General features: G+C 68.2%; 23 protein-coding genes. 12 read left to right on the top strand and 11 right to left on the bottom strand.

The annotated features are described in order from the left end of the window. The first annotated feature begins 41 nt into the window (after nucleotides 1-41). Complete coding sequence (gene hisI, locus ACFQ4E_RS07940; RefSeq protein ID WP_386802409.1) at nucleotides 42-407, top strand: phosphoribosyl-AMP cyclohydrolase; 366 nt, start codon at nucleotides 42-44, stop codon at nucleotides 405-407. Nucleotides 408-417: 10 nt separating this feature from the next. Here hisI and gluQRS read toward each other — a convergent pair whose 3' ends face one another. The 3 genes from gluQRS to ACFQ4E_RS07925 are packed head-to-tail and all read right to left on the bottom strand — an operon-like array spanning nucleotide 418 to nucleotide 3,476. Then, entirely contained in the window at nucleotides 418-1,263 is an 846-nt protein-coding gene (gene gluQRS / locus ACFQ4E_RS07935) for a tRNA glutamyl-Q(34) synthetase GluQRS (RefSeq protein ID WP_386802408.1), read from the bottom strand. Further along, nucleotides 1,260-2,624, bottom strand: coding sequence for a methylenetetrahydrofolate--tRNA-(uracil(54)-C(5))-methyltransferase (FADH(2)-oxidizing) TrmFO (gene trmFO, locus ACFQ4E_RS07930; protein ID WP_386802407.1), 1,365 nt, complete (start codon nucleotides 2,622-2,624; stop codon nucleotides 1,260-1,262). Before trmFO ends, gluQRS begins: the two co-directional genes overlap by 4 nt. A 54-nt stretch (nucleotides 2,625-2,678) precedes the next feature. Next, nucleotides 2,679-3,476 (bottom strand): enoyl-CoA hydratase, encoded by a 798-nt coding sequence (locus ACFQ4E_RS07925; RefSeq protein ID WP_386802406.1) that lies wholly within the window; start codon nucleotides 3,474-3,476, stop codon nucleotides 2,679-2,681. Nucleotides 3,477-3,532: 56 nt separating this feature from the next. Here ACFQ4E_RS07925 and ACFQ4E_RS07920 point away from each other — a divergent pair, with 56 nt between their 5' ends. After that, complete coding sequence (locus ACFQ4E_RS07920; protein WP_386802405.1) at nucleotides 3,533-3,964, top strand: PaaI family thioesterase; 432 nt, start codon at nucleotides 3,533-3,535, stop codon at nucleotides 3,962-3,964. A gap of 7 nt (nucleotides 3,965-3,971) precedes the next feature. Here the strand turns inward: ACFQ4E_RS07920 and ACFQ4E_RS07915 are convergent, their stop codons facing one another. After that, nucleotides 3,972-7,388 carry an indolepyruvate ferredoxin oxidoreductase family protein gene (locus tag ACFQ4E_RS07915; protein WP_386802404.1) on the bottom strand — a complete coding sequence of 1,139 codons (3,417 nt, stop codon included), beginning with the start codon at nucleotides 7,386-7,388 and terminating at the stop codon, nucleotides 3,972-3,974. A 168-nt stretch (nucleotides 7,389-7,556) separates the two neighbouring features. Between ACFQ4E_RS07915 and ACFQ4E_RS07910 the strand changes: the two genes are divergently transcribed. From ACFQ4E_RS07910 to ACFQ4E_RS07875, 8 genes are all read left to right on the top strand, one after another. Beyond that, nucleotides 7,557-8,462: a LysR family transcriptional regulator gene (locus tag ACFQ4E_RS07910; protein ID WP_386802403.1), complete on the top strand. Its 906-nt coding sequence runs from the start codon at nucleotides 7,557-7,559 to the stop codon at nucleotides 8,460-8,462. A gap of 294 nt (nucleotides 8,463-8,756) precedes the next feature. Next, complete coding sequence (locus ACFQ4E_RS07905; RefSeq protein WP_386802402.1) at nucleotides 8,757-9,635, top strand: lysophospholipid acyltransferase family protein; 879 nt, start codon at nucleotides 8,757-8,759, stop codon at nucleotides 9,633-9,635. A 36-nt stretch (nucleotides 9,636-9,671) separates the two neighbouring features. Further along, complete coding sequence (murI, locus tag ACFQ4E_RS07900; protein WP_386802401.1) at nucleotides 9,672-10,484, top strand: glutamate racemase; 813 nt, start codon at nucleotides 9,672-9,674, stop codon at nucleotides 10,482-10,484. Nucleotides 10,485-10,541: 57 nt separating this feature from the next. After that, the gene (gene argC / locus ACFQ4E_RS07895; protein ID WP_386802400.1) at nucleotides 10,542-11,570 is read left to right on the top strand and encodes an N-acetyl-gamma-glutamyl-phosphate reductase; all 1,029 of its coding nucleotides are present in this window, start codon (nucleotides 10,542-10,544) and stop codon (nucleotides 11,568-11,570) included. Between the two features lie 382 nt (nucleotides 11,571-11,952). After that, on the top strand, nucleotides 11,953-14,349 hold the full coding sequence (gene pheT / locus ACFQ4E_RS07890) for a phenylalanine--tRNA ligase subunit beta (protein ID WP_386802399.1): 2,397 nt from the start codon (nucleotides 11,953-11,955) through the stop codon (nucleotides 14,347-14,349). 237 nt (nucleotides 14,350-14,586) lie between these two features. Further along, nucleotides 14,587-15,036, top strand: a complete 450-nt coding sequence (locus tag ACFQ4E_RS07885) for a YtoQ family protein (protein WP_386802398.1) — start codon at nucleotides 14,587-14,589, stop codon at nucleotides 15,034-15,036. Between the two features lie 140 nt (nucleotides 15,037-15,176). Next, nucleotides 15,177-15,599, top strand: coding sequence for a large conductance mechanosensitive channel protein MscL (gene mscL / locus ACFQ4E_RS07880; protein ID WP_386802397.1), 423 nt, complete (start codon nucleotides 15,177-15,179; stop codon nucleotides 15,597-15,599). Nucleotides 15,600-15,714: 115 nt separating this feature from the next. Further along, the gene (locus ACFQ4E_RS07875) at nucleotides 15,715-16,602 is read left to right on the top strand and encodes a cation diffusion facilitator family transporter (protein ID WP_386802396.1); all 888 of its coding nucleotides are present in this window, start codon (nucleotides 15,715-15,717) and stop codon (nucleotides 16,600-16,602) included. A gap of 150 nt (nucleotides 16,603-16,752) precedes the next feature. Here ACFQ4E_RS07875 and ACFQ4E_RS07870 read toward each other — a convergent pair whose 3' ends face one another. From ACFQ4E_RS07870 to ACFQ4E_RS07855, 4 genes are all read right to left on the bottom strand, one after another. Beyond that, nucleotides 16,753-17,565, bottom strand: coding sequence for an arginyltransferase (locus tag ACFQ4E_RS07870; protein WP_386802395.1), 813 nt, complete (start codon nucleotides 17,563-17,565; stop codon nucleotides 16,753-16,755). Between the two features lie 221 nt (nucleotides 17,566-17,786). Further along, complete coding sequence (locus tag ACFQ4E_RS07865) at nucleotides 17,787-18,230, bottom strand: RDD family protein (RefSeq protein WP_386802394.1); 444 nt, start codon at nucleotides 18,228-18,230, stop codon at nucleotides 17,787-17,789. Between the two features lie 62 nt (nucleotides 18,231-18,292). Beyond that, entirely contained in the window at nucleotides 18,293-18,718 is a 426-nt protein-coding gene (locus ACFQ4E_RS07860; protein ID WP_386802393.1) for a DUF2852 domain-containing protein, read from the bottom strand. 129 nt (nucleotides 18,719-18,847) lie between these two features. Next, entirely contained in the window at nucleotides 18,848-19,315 is a 468-nt protein-coding gene (locus ACFQ4E_RS07855) for a YbaK/EbsC family protein (RefSeq protein WP_386802392.1), read from the bottom strand. Nucleotides 19,316-19,416: 101 nt separating this feature from the next. Here ACFQ4E_RS07855 and ACFQ4E_RS07850 point away from each other — a divergent pair, with 101 nt between their 5' ends. Continuing rightward, a complete protein-coding gene (locus ACFQ4E_RS07850; RefSeq protein WP_386802391.1) occupies nucleotides 19,417-22,206 on the top strand; it encodes a [protein-PII] uridylyltransferase family protein in 2,790 nt (929 codons plus the stop codon). Next, entirely contained in the window at nucleotides 22,203-22,472 is a 270-nt protein-coding gene (locus ACFQ4E_RS07845) for a hypothetical protein (RefSeq protein WP_386802390.1), read from the top strand. Before ACFQ4E_RS07850 ends, ACFQ4E_RS07845 begins: the two co-directional genes overlap by 4 nt. Before the next feature lie 7 nt (nucleotides 22,473-22,479). Here the strand turns inward: ACFQ4E_RS07845 and ACFQ4E_RS07840 are convergent, their stop codons facing one another. The 3 genes from ACFQ4E_RS07840 to ACFQ4E_RS07830 form a co-directional block, all read right to left on the bottom strand. Further along, nucleotides 22,480-23,352 carry a DUF1206 domain-containing protein gene (locus ACFQ4E_RS07840; protein WP_386802389.1) on the bottom strand — a complete coding sequence of 291 codons (873 nt, stop codon included), beginning with the start codon at nucleotides 23,350-23,352 and terminating at the stop codon, nucleotides 22,480-22,482. A gap of 161 nt (nucleotides 23,353-23,513) precedes the next feature. Beyond that, nucleotides 23,514-24,026 (bottom strand): DUF6446 family protein, encoded by a 513-nt coding sequence (locus ACFQ4E_RS07835; protein ID WP_386802388.1) that lies wholly within the window; start codon nucleotides 24,024-24,026, stop codon nucleotides 23,514-23,516. Continuing rightward, nucleotides 24,023-24,949 (bottom strand): glycine--tRNA ligase subunit alpha, encoded by a 927-nt coding sequence (locus ACFQ4E_RS07830; protein WP_386802387.1) that lies wholly within the window; start codon nucleotides 24,947-24,949, stop codon nucleotides 24,023-24,025. Before ACFQ4E_RS07830 ends, ACFQ4E_RS07835 begins: the two co-directional genes overlap by 4 nt. Between the last annotated feature and the right edge of the window lie 97 nt (nucleotides 24,950-25,046).

Raw genomic sequence — 25,046 nt, 5'->3', positions numbered from 1 at the left:
AGATAGGGGCTCCGATCCGCTGTGCAAAAGGGTTTTCGTGCATGTCCTTCGATCCTGCGACCTTGGTCTATGACGCGCGCGGCCTGATTCCAGCGATTGCGCAGGATGCCGAGACCGGCGAGGTCTTGATGATGGCGTGGATGAACGCCGAGGCCGTCTCTCGCACGCTCGACACTGGCCGCGTCACCTACTGGTCGCGTTCGCGGCAGGCATTCTGGATCAAGGGCGAGACCTCGGGGCATGTGCAAGAACTGGTGGAACTGCGCGCCGATTGCGACCGCGATTGCCTCCTGCTGCGCATCCGCCAGACCGGCCCGGCCTGTCACACCAATCGACGGTCGTGCTTCTACACGCGCATCGACGCCGACGGTCGCGAGACCGAGCTGATGGCGCCCGTTCACGATTAAATATAGTAAGTTAGAGGCCGATCTTCGCGCGAATATCCGCGGGGCTCAGCCCGTCGTCGCGGTAGCGCGCTATCGCGCGCGCGTCGTCGCGTTTGGCCAACCGCTTGCCCTCGTCATCGCGGATCAACCGGTGATGATGGTAACTCGGTACCGGCAGCCCCAGAAGATGCTGCAGCAGCACATGGATCGCCGTCGCTGGAGCGAGATCGGCTCCGCGCGTGACGCAAGTGATCCCTTGCGCGGCGTCGTCCACCACGACCGACAGGTGGTACGAGGTGGCCATGTCCCGCCGCGCCAGGACGGGATCGCCGACCTCCTCGATCAGATGCGCGTCCGTGATCTCTATCCGCTCGTGGCGACCGTCGCCGGTCTCCAGATAACTTAGCCTTGACAAGGACTTGAGAGCCCTCCGCATATCCAGCCGAAGCGTCGCCTCCCTGGGCCGCGGTCCGCTCGGAGGAGCGACTGGGCGGCAGGTCCCGGGATAGATCACACCGTCGGGACCATGCGGCGGCGCGCCCTCCTGCGGGGCCGAGGCGGCCTCGAGGATATCGCGGCGGCTGCAGTCACACGGGTAGAGCAGTCCTTCGGCCCAGAGCCGGTCGAGCGCCGCGTCGTAAGCGGGCTGGCGCTCGGATTGCCGCATCACCGGCTCGGGCCAGCTCAGCCCAAGCCATTTCAGGTCTTCATAAATCTGCCGCTCCCATGCGTCCCCCGCACGGCTGCGGTCGATATCCTCGATCCGCAAAAGGAACTGCCCGCCCCCGGCTTTTGCGAGATCCCAGGCGACGAAAGCGGCAAAGGCGTGCCCGAGATGCAGCGGGCCGGTGGGCGACGGCGCAAAGCGCGTGATCATTGCGCGGCCTGCGCCGCCTCCTGCGCGTCGAGCCAGCCCGACCAGGCCTCTTTGGCGCGGTCGGTATAGGCCTTGTAGCGGTCCTTGCGGCCGCGACGGCCTCCGCGAACGGGCTCATCCAGCGGGCGGAAGAGACCGAAATTGACGTTCATCGGCTGGAACGTCTTGGCCTCGGCACCGCCGGTGATGTGATGCACCAGCGCGCCATGGGCACTGTCCTGCGGCACCTCCGGCAGGGTGGAGCCGGTCAGGTCCGCGGCGGCCAGCCGACCGGCGAGCAGCCCCATGGCAGAGGATTCGACATAGCCCTCGACGCCGGTGATCTGCCCGGCAAAGCGGATATTCGGCCGCGACCGCAGGCGCATCTGGGCGTCGAGCAGCGTCGGTGAGTTCAGGAAGGTGTTTCTGTGGATGCCGCCAAGACGTGCGAAGCGCGCATTCTCAAGGCCGGGAATCATCCGAAAAACATTGGCTTGCGCGCCATACTTCATCTTTGTCTGGAAGCCGACGATATTGAAGAGCGTCCCGAGCGCATTATCCCGGCGCAGCTGCACCACCGCATGCGCCTTGATCTCGGGCGCGTGCGGGTTGGTGAGCCCCACCGGCTTCATCGGACCGTGCCGCAGCGTCTCGCGACCGCGCTCGGCCATGACCTCGATCGGCAGGCATCCGTCGAAATATCCCGCCGTTTCGCCCTCGTGGAACTCGGTCTTGTCGGCGGCGAGGAGCGCGTCGATGAACGCGTCGTAAGTCTCTTTGTCCATGGGACAATTCAGGTAGGCCTTGCGCTCGTCCTCGGTATCGCCCTTGTCGTAGCGCGACTGCATCCAGGCCTTCGACATGTCGATGCTGTCGGCATGCACTATGGGCGCGATGGCGTCGAAGAAGGCCAGCCGGTCGGTGCCGGTCTCCTTGGCGATGGCCTGTCCGAGGGCCTCCGAGGTCAGCGGGCCGGTCGCGAAAATCCACTGGCCGTCCTCGGGAAGCTCGGTGATTTCCTCGTGCGAAATCCGGATGTTGGGGTGCGACGTGAGGGCGTCGGTAATGGTCTGCGCGAAGGGTTCGCGATCCACTGCAAGCGCGCCGCCCGCGGGCAGGCGATGGCGATGCGCGGTCGTGATGATCAGGCCACCCGCCGCGCGCATCTCCCAATGCAAAAGGCCGACCGCGTTCTGCTCGTCATCATCCGAGCGGAACGAGTTGGAGCAGACCATTTCTCCAAGGTTTCCGGTCTGATGCGCGAATGTCTTCACTTTCGGGCGCATCTCGTGCAGCACCACCTGCACACCGCGGTTCGCGGCTTGCCAGGCGGCCTCGGCTCCGGCCATTCCGCCGCCGACGATATGGAGTTCCTGTGTCATGGCGCTCTCCTAACCGCTCTGCGCGGGCTTGTCACATCCCCCTCGCACCCGTCGCTACTGGGTCCAGTCGGGGCTGCGCTTTTCGAGAAAGGCGTTAATCCCTTCTTCAGTGTTTTTGTCCATCATGTTCTCGAGCATCACGTCACCAGTGTGGCGGTAGGCGTCGTCGATGCTCATGTCGAGCTGCTCGTAGAACGCGCGCTTGCCGATCCGCACCGCCGCGCCCAGCTTGGCGGCGATGGTCTCGGCCAGCTCCTGCGTGGCCTCGCCGAGCGCGTCCTCGGGCACGACGCGGTTGACGAGGCCAAGCGTCAGCGCGCGCTCGGCGTCGATGAAGGTGCCGGTGGTGAGCATCTCGAAGGCCTGCTTACGCGGCAGGTTGCGCGAGAGCGCCACCATCGGGGTGGAGCAGAAGAGGCCGATATTCACGCCGTTCACCCCGAACCGCGTGGTGTCGGCGGCCACGGCCAGATCGCAGGTGGCGACAAGCTGGCAACCCGCGGCGGTGGCGATGCCGTGGACCTGGGCGATCACCGGCTGGGGCAGGCGCTGAAGCCGTGTCATCAGCGCGCCGCAGCGGTCGAAAAGCGCGCGGATCGCCGCCGCGCCGCCATCGGGCGCCTGCCGCTTGGCCTGCATCTCGCGCAGGTGGTGGCCCGCGCAAAAGGCGCGGCCCGCGCCGGACAGGATCACCACCCGGGGCGCGCCCGGTTGGCCCGCCTCGGCCTCCAACGCGTCGCAGGTGTCGTGCAGCGCGTCAAGCATGCCGTCGGACAGCGCGTTCAGCGTATCGGGCGCGTTCAGGCGCAGATGCGTGATCGCGCCGTCGTCGCAACGTTCGAGAATTGCCATCTTGTCCTCCCCTCGGGCTCGCGCCAGCTTACCGGCGAAGCACGCGGGAGGACAACATGGCGCTGAAGATCGAAGCCGAGGAGATGGCAGGCTTCCTGTCCGAGGTCTTTCCGCAGGTCGAGGGCATGTTCGGCATCGATCGGCTCGACGACGAGCTTCTGGTGATGCGGCTCTTCGCCGACGAGCGCCACCTGCGTCCGGGCGGCACGGTCTCGGGCCCGGCGATGTTCAGCCTTGCCGATGTCGCGGCCTATGTCGCGACGATGGCGCGGATCGGGCGCGAGGCGCTGGCCGTCACCACCAACTGCGCCATCGATTTCATGCGCAAACCCGAGGCCGGTGCCGACGTGCTGGCCGAATGCCGGGTTCTTAAACTCGGGCGCAGCCTGAGCGTCTGCGACGTGCTCCTGTTCTCCGAGGGCAAGCCCGAGCCCGTGGCCCGCGCAAGCCTGACCTATTCGCTGCCGCCGCGCCGCGCAGCGGGCTAGACCGGGATCACTCGGCGGCCTTGGCCGCCGCGCCGGGGGATTCGAGCGCCACAAGGATCTCCTCGCGGCGCGCGGCGGCGCGCTCGGCATTGGCGAGCTTGACCGGCCCGAAGCCCCGGATCGTCAGGGGCAGCTCCGCCAGCGCCACCAGCGCGTCCAGATCGACCTCGCCCACGCGCGGAAGCCACGTGTCCATATCGGTCTCGTATTCCCGCAGAAGCCGACGTTCGAGGAGCCGCTCCTCGCTCAGCCCGAACGGATCGAAGATCGTGCCGCGTAGCCGCTTCATCCCGGCGAGGACCCCGAAGAGCCGCTCGACCCAGGGCCCGAACGCCCGCTTCCGCGGCCGCCCCTCGGGCCCGATCCCGCCCAGGATCGGCGGGGCGAGATGCCAGACCGGCTCGGGCGTGCCGTCGAAGACCTCCGCGAGCGCGGCACGGGTCTTCAGATGCAGCCGCGCGACCTCGTACTCGTCTTTCACCGCCAAGAGCTTGTGATAGCCCTTGGCGACCGCCTCCTTCAGGCGCGGCTGGCCGATCCGGTCCACCACCGCGCGGTAGCGCCCGGCGAGCCGCTTGTCTTGGTAGGCCTCGAGATGCTCCGCGCGCACCGCGATGATCTCGTCGAGGCTGGGCGGCAGGGCGATCACCCGCGGGTCCATCCGGTCGCGCGCCGCCTGCGGGTGCAGGACTGCCCAGCGACCGATCTCGAAGGCGCGCAGGTTGCGCTCGACCGCGGCGCCGTTCAGCCGGATCGCGTCGTCGATCGCCTTGCGGGGCAGGGGGACGAGCCCCCGCTGCCAGGCCGCGCCGAGGATCATCATGTTGGAAAAGATCGTGTCGCCCAAAGTCGCCCGCGCCAGCTCGGTCGCGTCGAAAAGTGCGAGCCCGTCGCCCAGCCGACGGCGGAGCGCGTCGCGCAATTCGTCGGCCGGCAGGCGGAACTCGGTGTCGCGGGTGAACTCGCCGGTGATGATCTCGTGGCTGTTGACCACCGCGCCGGAGCCGCCCGGCCGCAGGAGCCCCAGCGTCGAGGCACCCGCCGAGACCACCAGGTCGCCGCCGATCAGCGCATCGGCCTCGCCGGTCGCGACCCGGATCGCCGAGATGTCGCCGGGCGCGCGGGCGAGGCGGCAATGGATATGGACCGCGCCGCCCTTCTGGGCGAGACCGGCCATCTCCATCATGCCCGCGCCCATGCCCGCAAGCTGCGCCGCCTGCGCCAGGACCGCGCCGATGGTCACGACCCCGGTGCCGCCGACGCCCGTGACGACGAGGTTCCAGGTGCCCTCGATCCCCGGCAGCTCCGGCTCGGGCATGACGGGCAGCTCGAGCGCCGCGGTCTCGGGCTTGCGGAGCGTCGCGCCCGAGACGGTCACGAAGGACGGGCAGAAGCCCTTGAGGCAGGAGAAATCCTTGTTGCAGGAGGACTGGTCGATGGCCCTCTTGCGGCCCAGAGGCGTCTCGAGCGGCACGATGGCGACGCAGTTCGACTGCACGCCGCAATCGCCGCAGCCCTCGCAGACCTCGGGGTTGATCCAGACGCGGGTGTCGGGGTCGGGGAACTGGCCGCGCTTGCGGCGGCGGCGCTTTTCGGCGGCGCAGGTCTGCACGTAGACGATGGCGGTGACGCCCGGCACCTCGCGCAGGTCGCGCTGGACGCTGTCCATCTCGGCGCGGGGGTGCCAGCCGACCTCGGAGGGAAAGAGCGACCGCTCGGGCTCTTCCTTGTCGTCGAAGACCACCTCGACCCGGCCCACGCCCATCGCCACGAGCTCGCGGGCGATCTGTTCGGGCGAGAGCCCGCCGTCGTTCTTCTGACCGCCGGTCATGGCGACGGCGTCGTTGTAGAGGATCTTGTAGGTGATGTTGGTGCCCGCCGCGAGTGCGGCGCGGATCGCCTGCACGCCCGAATGGTTGTAGGTGCCGTCGCCGAGGTTCTGGAACACGTGCTCGCGGGTCGAGAACGGCGCCTCGCCGATCCAGTTCGCGCCTTCGCCGCCCATATGGGTGAAGCCGGTGGTCGCGCGGTCCATCCACTGCACCATGTAGTGACAGCCGATCCCGGCATAGGCGCGGCTGCCCTCGGGCAGCTTGGTCGAGGTGTTGTGCGGGCACCCGGCGCAGAAATAGGGGAGCCGGGCGGCGATCTGGGGCGCGTTGTCGGCGCGCCGCGCCTCGGAGAGGCGGGCGAGCCCGGCGCGGATGCGGTCGGTGTCGCGGCCTTCCTCGATCAGGATCGCGCCCAGCTTCTCGGCGATCCAGACCGGATCGAGCGCGCCGCGGGTGGGGAAGAGCTCCTCGCGGTGCAGGCCGCCCGCGCCGCCCTTGTACCAGCCATAGACGCGGCGGCCCTGGCGGTCGTCGAAGATCGCCTCCTTGATCTGCACCTCGATGAGCTTGCGCTTCTCCTCGACCACCACGATCAGGTCGAGCCCCTCGGCCCAGTCGTGGAACCCCGCCATGTCGAGCGGCCAGACCTGGCCGACCTTGTAGGTGGTGATCCCGAGCCGTAGGGCCTCGTCGGCATCGAGCCCCAGGAGCGACAGCGCATGGGCGAGGTCGAGCCAGGATTTCCCCGCCGACACCAGCCCGATCTTGGCGCCGGGCTTGCCCCAGACGCGCCGGTCGATCCGGTTGGCGCGGCTGAACGCCTCGGCCGCGAAACGCTTGTGGTCGATCATCCGCGCTTCCTGCGCATGCGGCGTGTCGCCGAGCCGGATGTTGAGCCCGCCCTCGGGCATCACGAACTCGGGAAGCCCGAGCGACAGCCGGTCGGGGCGGCCATCCACGACCGCCGTGGCCTCGACCGTGTCCTTCATCAGCTTCAGCCCGACCCAGAGCCCCGAGAAGCGCGACAGCGCGTAGCCGTAAAGCCCGTAATCGAGGATCTCCTGCACGCCCGCGGGCGACATCACCGGCATGTAGGCGTCGACCATCGCCCATTCGGACTGGTGCAGCACCGTCGAGCTCTCGCCGGTATGGTCGTCGCCCATGGCCATGATCACGCCGCCATGGCGCGAGGTCCCGGCCATGTTGGCGTGGCGCATCACGTCGCCCGAGCGGTCGACGCCCGGCCCCTTGCCGTACCAGAGCCCGAACACCCCGTCGAAGCGGCCCTCTCCGCGCAGCTCGGCCTGCTGGCTGCCCCAGAGCGCGGTGGCGGCGAGATCCTCGTTCAGGCCCGACTGGAAGCGGATGTCGTTCGGCGCAAGGATGCGCGCGGCCCGCATCATCTGCTGATCGACCGCGCCGAGAGGCGAGCCGCGATATCCCGTGACGTAGCCCGCGGTATTGAGCCCCTGTGCCCGGTCGCGCGCCTTCTGCATCAGCATCAGCCGCACCAGCGCCTGGGTTCCGTTCAGAAGAACCTGGCCCCGATCCAGATCGAACCGGTCCTCGAGCGTGATCGCATGTCCGGACATATCGTGCCTCCCGTGCCGATGTTTTCAGCATGGCACGATTTTCGCCGCCCGTCACAGCACCTTTGGCGGTCCAATTCCTGCGACATTTATGTGAAAATACGATTTTGCGTCTTTATCGTATCCTGCGCTTCTGTAGACAGGCGCAGATCAGCGGAAAGTGATTGTACTATGGATTGGGACAAGCTCCGGATATTTCACGCCGTCGCCGACGCGGGCAGTCTGACCCATGCCGGCGACACGCTGCACCTGTCGCAATCGGCGGTCTCGCGCCAGATCCGCGCGCTCGAGGAATCGCTCAACACCACGCTGTTTCACCGCCATGCCCGGGGCCTGATCCTGACCGAGCAGGGCGAGCTTCTCTTCGATGCCACCCGCTCGATGTCGAAGCGGATCGAGGGCGCGACCGCGCGCATCCGCGACAGCGAGGAAGAGGTCTTCGGCGAGCTCCGCGTGACCACCACCGCCGGGTTCGGGTCGCTCTGGCTCGCGCCGCGTCTGCACAAGCTTTACGAGAAATATCCCGATCTCAATATCGACCTGATGCTCGAGGAACGCGTGCTCGACCTTCCCATGCGCGAGGCCGACGTGGCGATCCGCATGAAAGAGCCGAGCCAGGCGGACCTGATCCGCAAGCGGCTGATGAACATCCGCATGCGCCTTTACGCGGCTCCGGAATACCTCGCACGGGTCGGCGAGCCGAAGGAGCTCGAGGACCTGCAGAACCACCGCCTGATCAGTCAGAACACCCGGTCCGCGCAGGTCAATGCGGGCATGCTTCTGGTGCAGCAGCTGATGATGCACGACATCAGCGCCACCCTCACGGTGAACAACTATTTCGGAGTCCTGCAGGCGGTGATCTCGAATCTTGGGATCGGCGTGTTGCCCGATTACATCACCGAGGATTTCCCCCAGATCGTCCGCGTCCTGCCCGAGGTCGAGTCGGTCGAGGTGCCGGTGTTCCTCGCCTATCCCGAGGAATTGCGCCAGTCCAAGCGGATAGCGGTCTTCCGCGATTTCGTGCAGGACGAGATCATCGCCCATCGCAGGTCCCGCGCCGCGATGGAGGCGGAGTGATGCGCTAGGCGCATAGCCGTCATGCTGCACCTGCGGCATTCCGGCGCTTGATCGTTTCATCCCTGCCTCTTATTTCGTCAATCGAACGGTGAAGCGCCGCATGGTGCATCATCTTCATACCTCCCTGTTGGACTTGGCCGGGCCTTGCGCTCGGCCATTTTTTTTGGGCCTTGCCAAGGGCAATCGCGCCACAGGGGCGCGCCCGGTTTTCGGCGCCCGCGCGAGATCGTTTTACAAAACCGTCGCGCTGCCGTTGCATTCCGTGCGGACACGCCCCTTGCCCGGAGCCTGACGGTGAGCACCCGACACGCCGCGCGCGACATCTCCTACGCCCATTCCGCGCAGACCCGCCCGGGCCGCGCCATGATCCGCCTGCTCGAAACCGCCTCGGGCCGCGGCCGCCTGATCCGGCGCGCGGCGGGATACGAGCACGAGGTCGCCGCAGGGCGGGATTTCTGGCAGGTCATGATCGAGCGCTACGGCCTGCGCCTCGACCTCGTCGCCGGTGCGCTCGACGCGATCCCGCGCGAGGGCCCGCTGGTCGTGGTCGCCAACCACCCCTACGGCATTCTCGACGGGCTGATTCTGGGGCATCTCCTGTCCCAGGCCCGCGGCGATTTCCGCATCCTCGCCCATCGCATCTTCCGCAAGGCCGCCGATCTCGAACGGATCATCCTGCCCATCGATTTCGACGGCACCCGCGAGGCGGTCGAGGCCAATCTCCTCACCCGCAATACCGCGCTCGACTATCTCGGCGCGGGCGGCGCGATCGGCGTCTTCCCGGGCGGCACCGTCTCGACCGCGACGCGGCCCATGACGCGCCCGATGGACCCCTCCTGGCGCAGTTTCACCGCGCGGATGATCGCCCGCTCCGGCGCCACCGTCGTCCCGGTCTATTTCGAGGGGCACAATTCGCGGCTCTTCCAGATGGCCTCGCACCTGCATGTCACGCTGCGCATGGGCCTTCTCATCCGCGAGTTCGGTCGCCGCGTCGACAAGCCGGTGCGGCTGGTGATCGGCCAGCCCCTCCGCGCCGAGACGCTGGCCCCCTTTGCGGGCGATGCGCGCGGGCTGATGGATTTCCTTCGCAAAGCGACGTATGAGCTGTCACCGGAGCCGTTCCCCTGCGACGAGATCGGCTTCGAGTTCGAGGATAAACACCGGCGCGCCTGAGGCGCGCGGGGCATCAAGGGCAGGCGGGAACGGACCATGGCGGTTGGCGTCTTCGATTCGGGGCTGGGCGGTCTCACCGTGCTCGACGCGGTGAGCAAGCGGCTGCCCGACGTGCCCTTTGTCTATTACGGCGACAACGCGCATGCGCCTTACGGCGTGCGCGACGCCGACGACATCTACCAGCTCACCACCCGCGCGGTGTCGCGGCTCTGGGACGAGGGCTGCGACCTGGTGATCCTGGCCTGCAACACCGCGTCGGCGGCCGCGCTCCGGCGCATGCAGGAAAGCTGGATCCCCCGCGACAAGCGCGTCCTCGGGGTCTTCGTGCCGCTGATCGAGGCGCTGACCGAACGGCAATGGGGCGACAACTCGCCGCCGCGCGAGGTGGGCGTGAACTGCGTCGCGCTCTTCGCCACGCCCGCCACCGTGCGGAGCCGCGCCTTCCAGCGCGAGCTCGCCTTCCGCGCCATCGGCGTCGATGTCGAGGCGCAGGCCTGCGGCGGTCTCGTCGACGCGATCGAGGAGGGCGACACCATCCTCGCCGAAGCGCTCGTGCGCAGCCATGTCGACGCGCTCCTGCGCAAGATGCCCGAGCCCGACGCGGCGATCCTCGGCTGCACGCATTACCCGCTCATGGAAGACATCTTCCGCGATGCGCTGGGGCCGGACGTGTCGGTCTACAGCCAGGCCTCGCTCGTGGCCGAAAGCCTCGCCGATTATCTCACCCGCCATCCCGAGATGCGCGGGCCCGGCGAGACCTCGGCCTTCCTGACCACCGGCGACCCGCGCAAGGTGTCGGGCCAGGCCACCCAGTTTCTCCGACGAAAGATCGAGTTTCTGGCCGCGTGACCGCGCGCGCCTCGTCTGAAGACCGATCTGCAATCCATTGAGAACAGGACCAAACCCATGACCAAGAACATCGCCATCATCGGCGCGTCCGGCTATACCGGCGCCGAGCTGATCCGGCTGATCGCCACCCATCCCGATCTCGAGATCGCCGCCCTCGCCGCCAATTCCAAGGCCGGTCAGCGGATGGATCAGGTCTTCCCGCATCTGCGCCATCTCGACCTGCCGAAACTCGTGACCTGGGAAGAGATCGATTTCTCCGCGATCGACCTGTGCTTCTGCGCGCTGCCCCACAAGACCAGCCAGGAGGTGATCCGCGAGTTGCCGAAGCATCTCAAGATCGTCGATCTTTCCGCCGATTTCCGGCTCCGCGACCCCGAGGCCTATGCCAAGTGGTACGGCAACCCGCATGCCGCGACCGAAATGCAGAAAGAGGCGGTCTACGGCCTGACCGAGTTCTACCGCGACGAGATCACCGCGGCGCGGCTGGTCGCGGGCACCGGCTGCAACGCCGCCACCGGTCAGTACATGATCCGGCCCTTGATCTCGGCGGGCGTGATCGGGCTCGATGACATCATCCTCGATCTGAAATGCGGGGTTTCCGGGGCAGGGCGGTCGCTCAAGGAGAACCTCCTCCACGCCGAGCTCTCCGAGGGGACCAATGCCTATTCCGTCGGCGGCACCCACCGGCATCTGGGCGAGTTCGACCAGGAGTTTTCGACACTTGCCGGCCGCGACGTCCGTGTCCAGTTCACCCCGCATCTCCTGCCGATGAACCGCGGCATCCTCGCCACGGCCTATGTCACCGGCGCCCCGGACGAGGTCCACGGCGCGCTCTGCGACGCCTATGCCGACGAGCCCTTCATCATCCCCCTGCCGTTCGGCGAGACGCCCTCGACGCACCATGTGCGCGGCTCGAATTTCTGCCATGTCGGAGTGACCGGCGACCGTATCGGCGGACGCTCGATCGTCGTGGCGGCGCTCGACAACCTGACCAAGGGCTCCTCGGGCCAGGCGCTCCAGAACGCCAATCTGATGCTCGGCCTGCCCGAGACCCAGGGCCTGATGCTGGCGCCCTGTTTTCCCTGACGGGGACCGGCCCCCGGCCGCCCTCTGTCCAAGACATTCCCCGCATGCGAGACCCAGCGCCTCTCCCATGCGGGGCCGCAAAAGCCCCCGCATCCCGCCCCCCCCCAAGCCTCAAAGCGCAGCCCGTCCCCAAACCGCGCCCGAGGTCACCAAAGGCGGCTCCCCAGCCCAACCAAAGAGCGCAGGCTGCGCCAGCCCGGGCCCGCCCCCTGATCTTCATCTGTCGATAAATATCCCGGAGAGCACGAGAGGCAGCGCCTCTCGTTCGGCCGGCACGGCCGATCCCCTCCCTAGATGCGACCAGCCAGAGACGCGCAGTCTTTAACCCCGCGCGGCGATCCGCTAGAGACGCCTCGCAATCCGCGTGTGTGAGGCGAGATCGATGAAATTCACCCTGTCCTGGCTCAAGCGCCACCTCGAGACCGACGCATCCGTCGAGGAGATCGCCGAGACCCTGACCGACCTCGGGCTCGAGGTCGAGGGCGTCGAGAACCCCGCCGAGCGCCTCGGGGCCTTCCGTCTGGGCAAGGTCCTGGCCGCCGAAAAGCACCCCGATGCCGACAAGCTCAAGGTCTGCCGCGTCGCCACCGCCGAGGGCGAGACCCAGATCATCTGCGGCGCGCCGAACGCGCGCGAGGGCATCACCGTCGTCGTTGCCAGCCCCGGCACCTACGTCCCCGGCATCGACACCACGATCCAGGTCGGCAAGATTCGCGGGATCGAGAGCCACGGCATGATGTGTTCCGAGCGCGAAATGGAGCTCTCGGACGAACATTCCGGCATCATCGAGCTGCCCTCGGGCGAGGTCGGCGAGCGCTTCACCGACTGGCTGGCGCAGAACGCGCCCGAGAAGATCGACCCCGTGATCGAGATCGCCATCACCCCCAATCGCGGCGACGCGCTGGGGGTCCACGGCATCGCCCGCGACCTCGCCGCGCGCGGCCTCGGCACGCTCAAGCCCGGCACGGTCGACCCGGTCCCGGGCAGCTTCCCGTGCCCGATCGGTGTGACCATCGACGAGGACGCACGCGACGGCTGCCCGGTCTTCTACGGCCGCGTCATCCGCGGGGTGACGAACGGCCCGAGCCCCGACTGGCTGAAGGCGCAGCTCAAGGCGGTGGGCCTCCGGCCGATCTCCTTCCTCGTCGACGTGACCAATTTCTTCACCTTCGACCGCAACCGCCCGCTGCATGTCTTCGACGCCGACAAGGTCGCGGGCAACCTGCGCATCCACGCGGCCCAGGGCGGCGAGACGCTGGTGGGTCTCGACGACAAGACCTATGTCTTCGAGCCGGGCATGACCGTCATCTCCGACGACACCGGCGTCGAGAGCATCGGCGGCGTCATGGGCGGGGCCGAGACCGGCGTCACCGAGGAGACCGTCAACGTCTTCGTCGAGGCCGCCTATTTCGATCCGATCCGCACCGCGCTTACCGGCCGCGCGCTCAAGATCAACTCGGACGCGCGCTACCGCTTCGAGCGCGGCATCGATCCGGCCTGGACCCCGCACGGGCTCGAGGCCGCGACGCGCATGATCCTCGAGCACGCGGGCGGCGAGCCCTCCGAGGTCATGGTCGCGGGCGCGATCCCCGAAGAGACCCGCGCCTTCCGCCTCGACACTGACCGGGTGCAGAGCCTCGTCGGCATGGACATTCCCGCCGAGACCCAGCGCGCCACGCTCGAAAGCCTCGGCTTTGTGCTCGACGGCGACATTGCGCAGGTGCCCTCCTGGCGATCCGACGTCATGGGCGAGGCCGATCTCGTGGAAGAGGTCGCCCGCATCGCGTCCCTGACCAGGCTCGAAGGCCGTCCGCTCAAGCGGCTCGACCCGGGCGTCCCGCGCCCGATCCTGTCGCCCCTCCAGCGCCGCGAGCGCGCCGGACGGCGGACCGCGGCGGCGCTCGGCTACAACGAATGCGTGACCTACAGCTTCATCGACCAGGCGGCGGCGCAGCTTTTCGGCGGCGGCGATGACGCCTCGATGCTCGCCAACCCGATCTCGTCCGAGATGAGCCACATGCGCCCCGCGCTCCTGCCGGGCCTTCTCCAGGCCGCGGCGCGCAATCAGGCGCGCGGGTTCGCCGATCTCGCGCTGTTCGAGCTGGGCTCGGCCTTCCACGGCGGCGAGCCGGGCGAGCAGCACCTCCTCCTGAGCGGCATCCGCGTCGGGCGCACCGGCCCCAAGGATGTCCACGGCGCCGCGCGCGCGGTCGATCTTTATGACGTCAAGGCCGATGCCGAGGCGCTTCTCGCCGCGATGGGCGCGCCCGCCAAGATGCAGATCCGCCGCGACGCCGCGGGCTGGTGGCACCCGGGCCGCTCGGGTGTGCTATGCCTCGGGCCCAAGAAGGTGCTCGGCGTCTTCGGCGAGATCCACCCCAAGGTCCTCCGCGCCCTCGACGTGAAGGGCCCGGCCGTGGGCTTCACCCTCTGGCCCGCCGAGATCCCCGAGCCGAAGAAGAGCACCACCACCCGCGCGGCGCTTCTCCTGAACGATCTCCAGCCCGTGGAGCGCGACTTCGCCTTCGTCGTGGATGCCGATGTCCAGGCGCTCGATCTGGTGAACGCCGCGGCGGGGGCCGACAAGGCGCTGATCGAGGAGGTCCGCGTCTTCGACGAGTTCATCGGCGGCAGCCTCGGAGAAGGCCGCAAGTCGCTCGCGATCACCGTCCGGCTCCAGCCGCAGGGCAAGAGCCTGACCGAGGCCGAGATCGAGGCCGTGGGCGCGCGCATCGTCGAGAAGGTGAGCAAGGCCACAGGCGGCACGTTGCGCGGCTGACCTCCGCGCAACCCGCAGAATTTTAATTAAAATTCTGCCGCCCGTGGCGCGCGGCGCCGCACCGGTCCACGCCTGTCGCCTTTGGCCGAAGGTAGAACGTCGATCCCGGACGACGATCCGTGCGGGTGTGCGCGTGACATGCGCCGGGATGGTACCGGCTGTCGCCACCCCGGTTGAAGCGCGCGCCTGTCGGGTTAGGTCCAGGGGCAACCGCACATACCCGAAGGAGCAGCGATCATGGGCCTCAATGTCTATCTCTCCGGCGAGATTCACACCGATTGGCGCGAGCGCATCATCGACGGCGCGCAGGGGCTCGACGTGACCTTCACCGCGCCCGTCACCGACCACGCCGCCTCGGACGATTGCGGGGTCGAGATCCTCGGCGCCGAGGACAAGAAATTCTGGCACGATCGCAAGGGCGCCCTGGTCAATTCGCTCCGCACCAAGAAGGGCATCTCCGACGCCGATGTCGTGGTCGTGCGCTTCGGCACCGAGTACAAGCAGTGGAACGCCGCCTTCGATGCCGGGATGGCCGCGGGCCTGGGCAAATCGCTGGTGATCCTTCAGCCCGAAGAGCACGACCATGCGCTCAAAGAGGTCGATGCCGCCGCGCAGGCCGTGGCGCGCACGCCGGAAGAGGTCGTCTCGATCCTGCGCTACGTGCTGACCGGATCGCTGCCGGGCTGACGCGGGGCCAAACCGGCCCGAGAGCGATATGCCGCCAGTTCCGGCGCGCACGACTTTTTCCATTCCATAAACGGTGCGTTTCGGCTTAGCGTCCCCGCGACCGTCAACGGTCGTCATGTATAATCAGTGGGGACAATGGAATGATTCAGGAATTCAAGGACTTCATCGCCAAGGGCAATGTCATGGACATGGCCGTCGGCATCATCATCGGCGCCGCCTTCACCGCGATCGTCAGCTCGCTCGTGGGCGATCTGATCAATCCGATCATCGCGCTCTTCACCGGCGGGATCGATTTCTCGGGCTGGTACTACACCTTCGACGGCTCCCAGCACGCCTCGCTCGAGGCCGCGAAAGAGGCCGGCGCCCCGGTCTTCGCCATCGGCAGCTTCCTGATGGCGGTGATCAACTTCTTCATCATCGCCTTCGTCGTCTTCATGCTGGTCAAGATGGTCAACCGCGTGAAGGCCGCCGCCGAACGCCCCGACGACGCCGCCCCGGAGGTCCATACCGGCCCCTCCGAGCTCGACGTGCTCCTGGAGATCCGCGACGCTCTGAAGAAGTGAGCCCCCGGGCGCGCCGCCCGGGACGGGACTGGCGCGCTCTTCGGTTGCATCCCCGGGCCGCGGCGGGCTATGCCGCGGCTCCGACAGTTTCCGCAACCCAGACCGCCCGGACCAGATGACCAAGACAACCAGGATCGCGATCGGATCGGTCTTCGTGGGCCTTGCGGTGCTTGCGATCAAGACGCTCGCCTGGGCGATGACGGGATCGGTGGCGCTTCTCTCGGACGCGCTCGAGAGCATCGTCAACGTCGCCACCGCGCTCGCCGCGCTCTTCGCGGTGCAGGTGGCGCAGCGCCCGCCCGACGCCAATCACCCGTTCGGACATCACAAGGCCGAGTTCTTCTCGGCGGTGCTCGAAGGCGTGCTGATCGTGCTCGCCGCACTCTTCATCCTGCGCGAGGCCTGGGACGGGTTTCGGACCCCGGTGCCGCTGACCGCGCCGTGGCAGGGCCTCGGCGTCAATATCCTGGCCTCGGTCCTGAACGGCCTCTGGGCCTTCGTCCTTCTGCGGCGCGGGCGGCGGCTCAGGAGCCCGGCGCTCCAGGCCGATGGCGCGCATCTCTGGACCGACGTGGCCTCGTCCGTGGGCGTCACGATCGGCGTCGCGGCGGCGGTCCTGACCGGCTGGCTCTGGCTCGATCCGGCGCTCGCGGCGCTGGTGGCGGTCAATATCCTCTGGTCGGGCTGGCGGGTGATCTCGGCCTCGCTCTCGGGCCTGATGGACGAGGCGGTGCCCGAGAGCGAGCTCGCCGAGCTGCGCGCCATCATCGCCGCCCATGCCGAGGGCGCGGTCGAGGCGCATGACCTGCGCACGCGCCAGGCGGGACGCGCGAGCTTCGTCGAGTTCCACCTGGTGGTGCCGGGCGAGATGAGCGTGAACGACGCCCATGCGATCTGCGACCGGATCGAGGCGGCGGTGCGCGCGGCGCGCGATGGGGTGACGGTCACGATCCATGTCGAGCCCGAGCACAAGGCCAAGCATTCCGGGATCGTCGTTCTCTGAGCATTGAGCCAGACACGGGCGGGCTCCAGAATTTTAATTAAAATTCTGGAGCCTCTGGCGAGAGGCACGCTTGCCCCGCCGAACGAAGATGGGCCGTTTTTCCAACCGCGCCCGGAGCAGAATTTTATCTAAAATTCTGCCGCCGCCCGCTCAGCCGCGGGTGTCGGGAAGCGAGATATTGGCGACCTGCTCGGCGATCGGATCGGTGCCGTCGGGCGAGATCTCGGCGCTGAAATCGTCATCCTCGCGGCGCGGCATCCAGGTCCCCTGCCGGAACAGCTCGAGCCCCGAGAAATTGGCCTTGTAGCCCATCTTCGGCGAGTTCGGCACCCAGTAACCGAGATAGACGTAAGGCAGCCCGGCCTCGCGCGCGATCTCGATATGGTCGAGGATCATGAACGAGCCAAGCGACTGCTGCGGCAGGTCGGGCTCGTAGAAGGAATAGACCATCGACAGCCCGTCATCGAGCACGTCGGTCAGGCAGGTCGCCGTCAGATCGCCGCTCTCGCGGTCGACATATTCGATTACGCGGCTGCGGATCGGCGTCTCCTCGATCATCGCGGCAAACTCGAACACGTCCATATCGGCCATGCCGCCATCGGCATGGCGCTTGTCTAGATAGCGGCGGAAGAGGGCGTATTGCTCCTCCGAGGCCCAAGGGCTCGTCGCACGCCGTTCGAGATGCGCGTTGCGGCGCAGCGTGCGCTTCTGGCTTTTCGAGGGCACGAAGCGCGACACGTCGATCCGCGCCGACAGGCAGGCCGCGCATTCCGAGCAGGAGGGGCGGTACAGGACGTTCTGCGAGCGCCGGAAGCCCTGCTTCGACAGCGCGTCGTTCAGCCGCTCTGCCTGCTCGCCCTGGAGCGCGGTGAAGAGCTTCCGCTCCATCCGGCCGTCCAGGTAGGGGCAGGGCTGCGGCGCCGTCACGTAGAACTGGGGCGCGAGGGGCAGCGTGTGGCGCATCGTCGTTCCTTCGGGGTCAATCCTTAAAACGGTAACAATCTTTAAACCACGCGCCAAGTCCCCGGATCACGCGAGGTAAACGCGGCAGCGCGCCGCCCTTCGCGGGGCGGCGCGCCCGGGGCGGCTCGGAGCGGCGCTTCGCGCCTCCCGATGCCGCCCGAAGGCGAGAAAAGGCCCGCGCCGGGGCGCGGGCCATCCTGGTCGGGAGTGATGTCGCAGGCTCAGCCGCGGCGGTTCACCATGACCGTGCCGAGCACCATGTCGGTCAGGCCCTGGCCGCGCTCGGTGGTGAGCATCAGGAGCATCGAGCCCAGCTGGATCAGCGCCGTGCCGATCGAGAGCGTGTAGCCCAGCGTGTGCAGGAACGCGCTGCCGAAATCGAGTTCCTTCCCCCACTGGTCGCGCAGCTCGATCGCCATCAGCCGCATGCCCCAGGTCGCGGAGCCGCCGGCGATGGTGAACCAGCGATAGGTGAAGCCGATGGCGAGAAACATCACCGGCAGGAAGAAGAACCCGATCCCCAGCGTGAGCAGGCTGGCGACAAAGGTCATCAGCGCGATCAGCGTCACGTCGACCACCCAGGCCAGCGCGCGCTTGACGGCGACGCTGTCGTAGAACTGCGGCTCGGCCACGGGGTCGGGCAGGTAGGTCATGGTCCGGGTCATTTGCGTCCTCTCGTCGCGAAGGGTCGGGAGCCGGGGCCCGCGCGGGGCCCGGACAGGGATGCTCAGGCCTCGGCCCGAGGGTCGGTCACGGTGGTGTCACGCTCCTGCATGAACTGGTCGAACTCGGCCTTGTCGCGGGCCTCGCGCAGGCGGCGCAGGAACTCTTCGAAGCTCTGCTGCTCTTCCTCGAGCCGGCGCAGCGTCTCGGCCTTGTAGGCGTCGAAGGCGGCGTTGCCGGAGCTTCTCATCGCCGAGAAGCCGTGGCGGGCCCGGGCGTGGCGGTTGGAGGTGCGGCAGGATTTCGAGAACATGCGGTTGCTCCAGATCATGTAGGCAAGAACGGCAAGGCCCACCGGCCAGAAGATGATGAAGCCGAGGACGGTGGCCGCGATCCAGGCGGGCTTGCCGCGCTGGTCCAGCCAGGTTTCGGCCCGGCTGAGCCATCCGGCTCGGTCGGGCAGGGATGCGGTCGAGGCATAGGCGCTCATTCGGGTCTCCGTTTTTCTAGGATGTCTGTCTTGGGTTCGGGTCCATGTGAATGTCTTTCACATCCAATAGATCGGAACTCGTCCCGCCCGCTTCAAGCCTCTATGTGAAAGTTTTTTACATTTCCGCGATCAGGCCGTGAAATCAGCCGCTTCCGCGCCGGTCATCGGGGCCAGATCGGCGCTTTTCAGGCGAAAGACGTGCCGGGGCGTGCCCGCCGCCGCCCAGATCTCGGTGAAGTCCAGGAGCCTCGGGTCGAGCCAGGCGCGGATCGGTGAGAGATGGCCCACCGGTGCGACGCCGCCGATGGCAAAGCCGGTTTGCGCCCGGATGAGCGCCGCATCGGCCTTGCCGAGCGGCTCGCCGGCCAGTTCCGCAGCCTTCGCGTCGTCGACGCGGTTGCCGCCCGCGGTCAGAAAGAGCAGTGCCGCGCCGCTCGTCTCGCCCCGGAAGATGATCGACTTGGCGATCTGGTCGATCTCGCAGCCGACCGAGGCGGCGGCCTCGGCGGCCGTGCGGGCCTGTCCGACCTCGCGGATATCGACCTCGGTCCCTGCCGCCTCGAGCGCCGCGCGCACGCGCTTCAAACTCTTGCTCATACCCCAAACCTCCTGTTTTCCCCCCTCATGGACCGCCCGGGGCCCTGGCCGCAAGAGCGTGCCAGTTGCCATTCCGTCGCGCGCATGGCTCTCTCGCGCGCATGTCCGATCGCCTGAACCTCACCCGATGCCCGCGCCCCTTCGATACCGAAGGCGGTCGCGATGCCCGTGACGCCGCGCCCTGGGCCAGGGGCGAAGCCGCCGAGCTGATCGCGGGGGCCGGCGGCTCCAGCCCCTATCTCAGGGGGCTGATCCTGCGCGAGGCGGAGTGGCTCGAAGCCGCGCTCGACGCCCCCGAAGCGGCGCTTGACGCGCTGCTCTCGGTGGCGGGCGACGACCCCGAGGGCGATCCCCGGACCGCGCTTCGCCAAGCCAAGCGCCGTGTGGCGCTTCTGGCCGCGCTCATGGACCTGGGCGGCGCCTGGACGCTCGACGAGGTGACCGGCGCGCTCACCGGCTTTGCCGACCGCGCGACCGCTTGGGCGATGCGCTGGGCCGTGGCCCAGGAAATCCGCCGCGGCAAGCTGCCCGGGCAGGGGCCCGAGGACATCGCCAGCGCGGGCGGTCTCGTCGCGCTCGCGATGGGAAAGATGGGGGCGGGCGAGCTCAATTACTCCTCCGATATCGACCTGATCTGCCTTTTCGACGAGACCCGCTACGACCGCGACGCCTATCACGAGGCCCGCGCCAGCCTCATCCGCGCCACCCGCAAGATGAGCCAGGCGCTGAGCGAGATGACCGCCGAGGGCTATGTCTTCCGCACCGACCTGCGCCTGCGCCCCGACCCGGCGGTGACGCCGGTGGCCATGCCGATGGAGGCGGCGGAGCGCTATTACGAAAGCCTCGGGCGGACCTGGGAGCGGGCCGCCTATGTGAAGGCGCGTGCCGCCGCGGGCGACATCGCCGCCGGAGAGCGTTTTCTCGCCGATCTCACGCCCTTCGTCTGGCGCAAGCATCTCGACTTCGCCGCCATCCGCGACGCCCATGACATGCGGCTGCGCTACCGCGAGCACAAGGGCACCGGCGGGCCGATCACGCTCTCGGGGCACGACATGAAGCTCGGCCGCGGCGGCATCCGCGAGATCGAGTTCTTCACCCAGACCCGCCAGATCATCGCCGGGGGCCGCGATCCCGACCTGCGCGTGCGCCAGACCGTCACCGGTCTGTCGGTGCTGGCCGAGAAGGGCTGGATCGCGCCCGAGACCGCCCGCGCGCTCACCGATCACTACCGCGCCCATCGCGAGGTCGAGCACCGGGTGCAGATGGTCGCCGATGCCCAGACCCACGCGTTGCCGCAGACCGACGAGGGCTTCGAGCGGCTCGCCTGTCTCATGGGCCGCGACCTCGCGGAGCTGAAGCAGGACCTCCGCGCCCGGCTCGAAGAGGTCCACGCCCTGACCGAGGAGTTCTTCGCCCCGGACAGCCCCCGCCAAAGCGCCGAGCCCGCGCCCGAGTTCGGCGCCCAGATCACCGCCCGCTGGCCCAGCTACGCCGCCCTGCGCTCGGCCCGCGCGCTGGATATCTTCCAGCGCCTGCGCCCCGAGATCCTCGCCCGCCTGCAAGAGGCCGCCCAGCCCGACGAGGCGCTCCTGGCCTTCGACGGCTTTCTCGAAGGCCTGCCCGCGGGCGTCCAGCTCTTCTCGCTCTTCGAGGCCAATCCCCAGCTCATCGACCTGCTGGTCGACATCGTCTCGGTCTCGCCCGATCTCGCCCGCTACCTGTCGCGCAATGCCGGTGTCTTCGACGCGGTGATCGGCGGCGATTTCTTCGCCGCCTGGCCGGGGCCCGAGGCGCTGACCGACGCGCTCGCCCGACGGCTTTCGCGCGAGGACGATTACGAGCGCCAGCTCGACGCCACCCGCCGCTGGGGCAAGGAATGGCATTTCCGCACCGGCGTGCATCTCCTGCGCGGCCTCTCGGGACCTGACGAGGCCGGGCGGCACTATGCCGAGATCGCCACCGCCTCGCTCGCCGGGCTCTTCCCCGAGGTCGTGGCCGAGTTCGCTCGGAAGCACGGGGCCCCCCCGGGACGCGGCGCGGCGGTCCTCGGCATGGGCTCGCTCGGCGCGGGGCATCTGCACGCGCGCTCCGATCTCGACGTGATCGTGATCTACGATGCCGACGGGGTCGAGGCGTCCGAGGGCCGCCGCCCGCTGCCCGCGCGGACCTATTACGCCCGGCTGACGCAGGCGCTGGTCGCGGCGATGACCGCGCCCATGGCCGAGGGGCGGCTCTACGAGATGGACATGCGCCTGCGCCCCTCGGGCAACCAGGGGCCGGTCGCCACCAGCCTGCAATCCTTCCGCGCCTACCAGGCCGAAGAGGCCTGGACCTGGGAGCATCTCGCGCTGACCCGCGCCCGGATCGTCGCCGGAAGCGAAAGCGTCGGCGCCGATGTGGACGCCGTGCGCCGCGACGTGCTGGCAAAGCCTCATGACGCCGCGACGGTGCTCGGAGAGGTCGCCAAGATGCGCGCCCGGATCGCCGCCGCCAAGGGCGAGGGCGGCGCGTGGGAGACCAAGATCGGCCGCGGCCGCATGCAGGAGATCGAGCTTTTCGCGCAGGCAGGTGCGCTCCTGTCGCAGCAGGCGCAGACGCGGAGCACCCCGGACGGCATCGCGGCGGCAGAGCAGTGCGGGCTTCTGGACGAGCGAGGGGCCAAGACGCTCCGCGACACCTACCTGCGCCTTCGGGCCCTGCAGATGGGGGCCAAGCTTATCGCCGATGGGGCAATCGATCCCGACACGCTCGGGGCAGGGGGCGCGTCGCTCCTCTGCCGCCTGACCGGCACGCCCGATCTCGACACGCTCGGCAAGACGCTCGCCGAGGACACCGAGGCCGCGGGCCGCTGTCTTGACACGATCCTACCAGAGCCCGAAGAGAGCGCATGACCGATGCCATCGACCCCCAGGGCCAGATCGCCGAAGCCTACCGAATCGACGGGATCGACCTCGCCGATTGCCGGACGATCTTTCTCGACTGGGCGCTGGTTCTCCCGGCTGACACCGACCCGCAGCACGCCATCACGGCGCTGCTGGAGCGGCACGGGACCGAGGATCACCCGATGACGCAGGTCCTGCGCGAGGGGCTCGCCGCCCCGGACCGCAAGGGCCGCCGCGGCGGCTGGCGCGCCCGCAGGGGCGCACCCGAGACCTGATCGTCGTTCAGCCCGCGGCCTTGGCCTGCGCCTCGGCCTCGCGGGCCTTGCGCTTGGCCCAGCTTTTCAGCGTATCGACATCCGGCCCCGCACAGCGCGGCACGATCCGGTAGACGGCCTCGACGGCGTTCTCCAGCGCGAAGGCCAGAAGCCCCACGGACAGAAGGCCCAGCAGAATACGGCCGAAACTCATCGAGCGGACGTAATCGAGCGCGGCACCGACACCTCCGGCCTGGCTCGGATCGACGCGCAGGGCGGCATAGCCGATCAGAAGACCGATGATCGCGATCACCGTGCCTTGGGCCACGAAGCCGAAGCGCAGCGCGGGGTCCAGCTTCCGGGTCGTCGGAGTGACGCGCATGGTGCGCTTGTATTTTTCGTCGATGCCCTTCCAGACGTAATAGGCACCGGCCGCCATCGTGCCGAGTGCCACCGCGCCGACGATCCAGCGGCCGCCCTCCATCTGCAGAAGCTTCGCGGTCCAGTCCTGCGCGGCACCGCCATCGCCCCCGTCGCCACCGCCCATCGCGATGCCCGCGACCGAGATGCCGAGCGCCAAGTGGATCGCGCCGGTCAGGAGAAGCCCGGCCCGGGCGAAAAGCCCCTCGCCATCGTCACCGCGCCGTTCGAGATCGTACCAGGCGGCGCAGAAGCGCCAGACCGCGTAGCAGGCGAGACCCAGCGCCACGACCCACAGAAGGAGCAGGCCGAACGGCTCGTTCCGAAGCTGCGCCATCGCGCCGGTGGTGCCCTCGGCGCTGCCTCCGGACATCGCCGCGGCGACGCCGAGACCGCCGACGGCAAGATAGGTGATCGCGCGCGCCGTATATCCGGCGCGCATCATCGGGACGACCCATCCGGGGGGCGTATCGCTGGACATGGCTGGCTCTCCTCGCACTTGGCCCTTGAGGAGCGCGCGAGATACGCCTTTTGTTCCCGTTTTTGCGCCGTCGGTCGCTCGGAGCTGGCGCGGTCACTCTGTCCGTTTTGATATTTCAGCGCTGAAAAGAAGCCCCAACCCATGCCGGGGCAGGCGAGCGCTCAGCGCTCCGGGCAATCCTCGCCCAAGGGCGTGCCGTCATAGGCCTTGTCGCCGCATTCATTGACTTCCTGCCAGACATAGCCGCGCCCGTCCTCAGTCACCGCGACCACCCGGTCGATGCCGAAGGCGATGTTGCGCTCGGACAGGAACACCTGCGCGGTGCCCGCGTCGATCCCCGCGCCGATCTCCTCGGCGTCGAAGCAGTCGAACCAGCCGGGCGCGACGCGCGGCTCGGCGCCGCCATAGGGCTCGAACCGGGCGTCCAGCGCGCTCGGCGTCGTATCGGTGGTGAAACACGCCCGGTAGCGCAACGGAGAGCTGTCCGCGTCGATCCCCTGGAACTCCGCGATCTCAAGGGCTTCGGGCGCGCCGCCGTCGCGTGGCGTCAGCACCACCGACGCGCCCTCGGCGGGCACCTCGTCGTAATAGGCATAGACCTGCAGCCAGTACATCGCCGCGCCCGCGACCAGCGCGCAGACCACGATCAGACCGGCAAGGATCTTGCCCATCACGCCGCGGCCCCGCCCGCCCGGGTCGTCACGAACGCATCCGCGCAGGCCTTGGCCAGCGTCCGCACCCGCCCGATATAGGCCTGCCGCTCGGTCACCGAGATCACGCCGCGCGCATCGAGCAGGTTGAAGAGATGGCTGGCCTTGATGCACTGGTCATAGGCCGGATGCGCCATCACGATCCGCTTGCCGGTCTTGGGATCCACCTCGGGCTCGGCCAGAAGCCGCGCGCATTCCGCCTCGGCATCCTCGAAATGCCGCAGGAGCATCTCGGTCGAGGCGGCATCGAAATTGTGCCGCGAATATTCTTCCTCGGTCTGGCGGAAGATGTCGCCATAGCTCAGCGGGATCGGCGCGTCGGGGGCGTTGAAGGGCATCTCCATCACGTGGTCGATCCCCAGCACATACATCGCCAGACGCTCGAGCCCGTAGGTCAGCTCGCCCGAGACCGGGTGGCAATCATGCCCGCCGACCTGCTGAAAATAGGTGAACTGGCTCACCTCCATCCCGTCGCACCAGACTTCCCAGCCAAGACCCCAGGCCCCGAGCGTCGGGCTTTCCCAGTCATCCTCGACGAAGCGCACGTCATGCAGGTCGAGATCGATCCCGATCGCCTCGAGCGAGCCCAGGTAGAGCGCTTGCAGATCGGGCGGCGAGGGTTTGATGATGACCTGGTACTGGTAGTAATGCTGCAACCGGTTGGGGTTCTCGCCATAACGCCCGTCGGTCGGACGGCGCGAGGGCTGCACATAGGCCGCGGCCCAAGGCTGGCTCCCGAGCGCCCGGAGCGTGGTGGCCGGGTGAAACGTGCCCGCGCCCACCTCCATGTCGTAGGGCTGCAGGACCGCGCAGCCTTTCGCGGCCCAGTAGCCCTGCAGGCGCAGGATGATCTCCTGGAAACTCCGCGGCTTGTCGGGCGTGCTCATGGTGGCGTCCTTCCGGGGCATGTCGGGCCCGCGACCGCGGGGCCCTGTCTGGGGCGGTCGGGCGACTGATTAGGCGGACACACCGGCCCGGTCAATC

The organism is Litorisediminicola beolgyonensis, from assembly GCF_042679605.1.
In the GTDB taxonomy this organism is placed as follows: Bacteria; Pseudomonadota; Alphaproteobacteria; order Rhodobacterales; family Rhodobacteraceae; genus Litorisediminicola; species Litorisediminicola beolgyonensis.
This window is presented reverse-complemented; position numbering and strand designations above follow the sequence as displayed.

Excerpts from the sequence above, each read along its gene's own strand:
- trmFO (WP_386802407.1), bottom strand. The coding sequence starts at position 2,624 with ATGACACAGGAACTCCATATCGTCGGCGGCGGAATGGCCGGAGCCGAG.
- ACFQ4E_RS07860 (WP_386802393.1), bottom strand. The coding sequence starts at position 18,718 with ATGAGCGCCTATGCCTCGACCGCATCCCTGCCCGACCGAGCCGGATGG.
- ACFQ4E_RS07840 (WP_386802389.1), bottom strand. The coding sequence starts at position 23,352 with ATGTCCAGCGATACGCCCCCCGGATGGGTCGTCCCGATGATGCGCGCC.
- ACFQ4E_RS07830 (WP_386802387.1), bottom strand. The coding sequence starts at position 24,949 with ATGAGCACGCCCGACAAGCCGCGGAGTTTCCAGGAGATCATCCTGCGC.
- murI (WP_386802401.1), top strand. The coding sequence starts at position 9,672 with ATGGCGGTTGGCGTCTTCGATTCGGGGCTGGGCGGTCTCACCGTGCTC.
- ACFQ4E_RS07865 (WP_386802394.1), bottom strand. The coding sequence starts at position 18,230 with ATGACCCGGACCATGACCTACCTGCCCGACCCCGTGGCCGAGCCGCAG.
- argC (WP_386802400.1), top strand. The coding sequence starts at position 10,542 with ATGACCAAGAACATCGCCATCATCGGCGCGTCCGGCTATACCGGCGCC.
- hisI (WP_386802409.1), top strand. The coding sequence starts at position 42 with ATGTCCTTCGATCCTGCGACCTTGGTCTATGACGCGCGCGGCCTGATT.
- ACFQ4E_RS07920 (WP_386802405.1), top strand. The coding sequence starts at position 3,533 with ATGGCGCTGAAGATCGAAGCCGAGGAGATGGCAGGCTTCCTGTCCGAG.
- ACFQ4E_RS07915 (WP_386802404.1), bottom strand. The coding sequence starts at position 7,388 with ATGTCCGGACATGCGATCACGCTCGAGGACCGGTTCGATCTGGATCGG.
- ACFQ4E_RS07845 (WP_386802390.1), top strand. The coding sequence starts at position 22,203 with ATGACCGATGCCATCGACCCCCAGGGCCAGATCGCCGAAGCCTACCGA.
- ACFQ4E_RS07850 (WP_386802391.1), top strand. The coding sequence starts at position 19,417 with ATGTCCGATCGCCTGAACCTCACCCGATGCCCGCGCCCCTTCGATACC.
- ACFQ4E_RS07875 (WP_386802396.1), top strand. The coding sequence starts at position 15,715 with ATGACCAAGACAACCAGGATCGCGATCGGATCGGTCTTCGTGGGCCTT.
- ACFQ4E_RS07870 (WP_386802395.1), bottom strand. The coding sequence starts at position 17,565 with ATGCGCCACACGCTGCCCCTCGCGCCCCAGTTCTACGTGACGGCGCCG.
- ACFQ4E_RS07925 (WP_386802406.1), bottom strand. The coding sequence starts at position 3,476 with ATGGCAATTCTCGAACGTTGCGACGACGGCGCGATCACGCATCTGCGC.
- ACFQ4E_RS07855 (WP_386802392.1), bottom strand. The coding sequence starts at position 19,315 with ATGAGCAAGAGTTTGAAGCGCGTGCGCGCGGCGCTCGAGGCGGCAGGG.
- ACFQ4E_RS07910 (WP_386802403.1), top strand. The coding sequence starts at position 7,557 with ATGGATTGGGACAAGCTCCGGATATTTCACGCCGTCGCCGACGCGGGC.
- pheT (WP_386802399.1), top strand. The coding sequence starts at position 11,953 with ATGAAATTCACCCTGTCCTGGCTCAAGCGCCACCTCGAGACCGACGCA.
- ACFQ4E_RS07885 (WP_386802398.1), top strand. The coding sequence starts at position 14,587 with ATGGGCCTCAATGTCTATCTCTCCGGCGAGATTCACACCGATTGGCGC.
- mscL (WP_386802397.1), top strand. The coding sequence starts at position 15,177 with ATGATTCAGGAATTCAAGGACTTCATCGCCAAGGGCAATGTCATGGAC.
- gluQRS (WP_386802408.1), bottom strand. The coding sequence starts at position 1,263 with ATGATCACGCGCTTTGCGCCGTCGCCCACCGGCCCGCTGCATCTCGGG.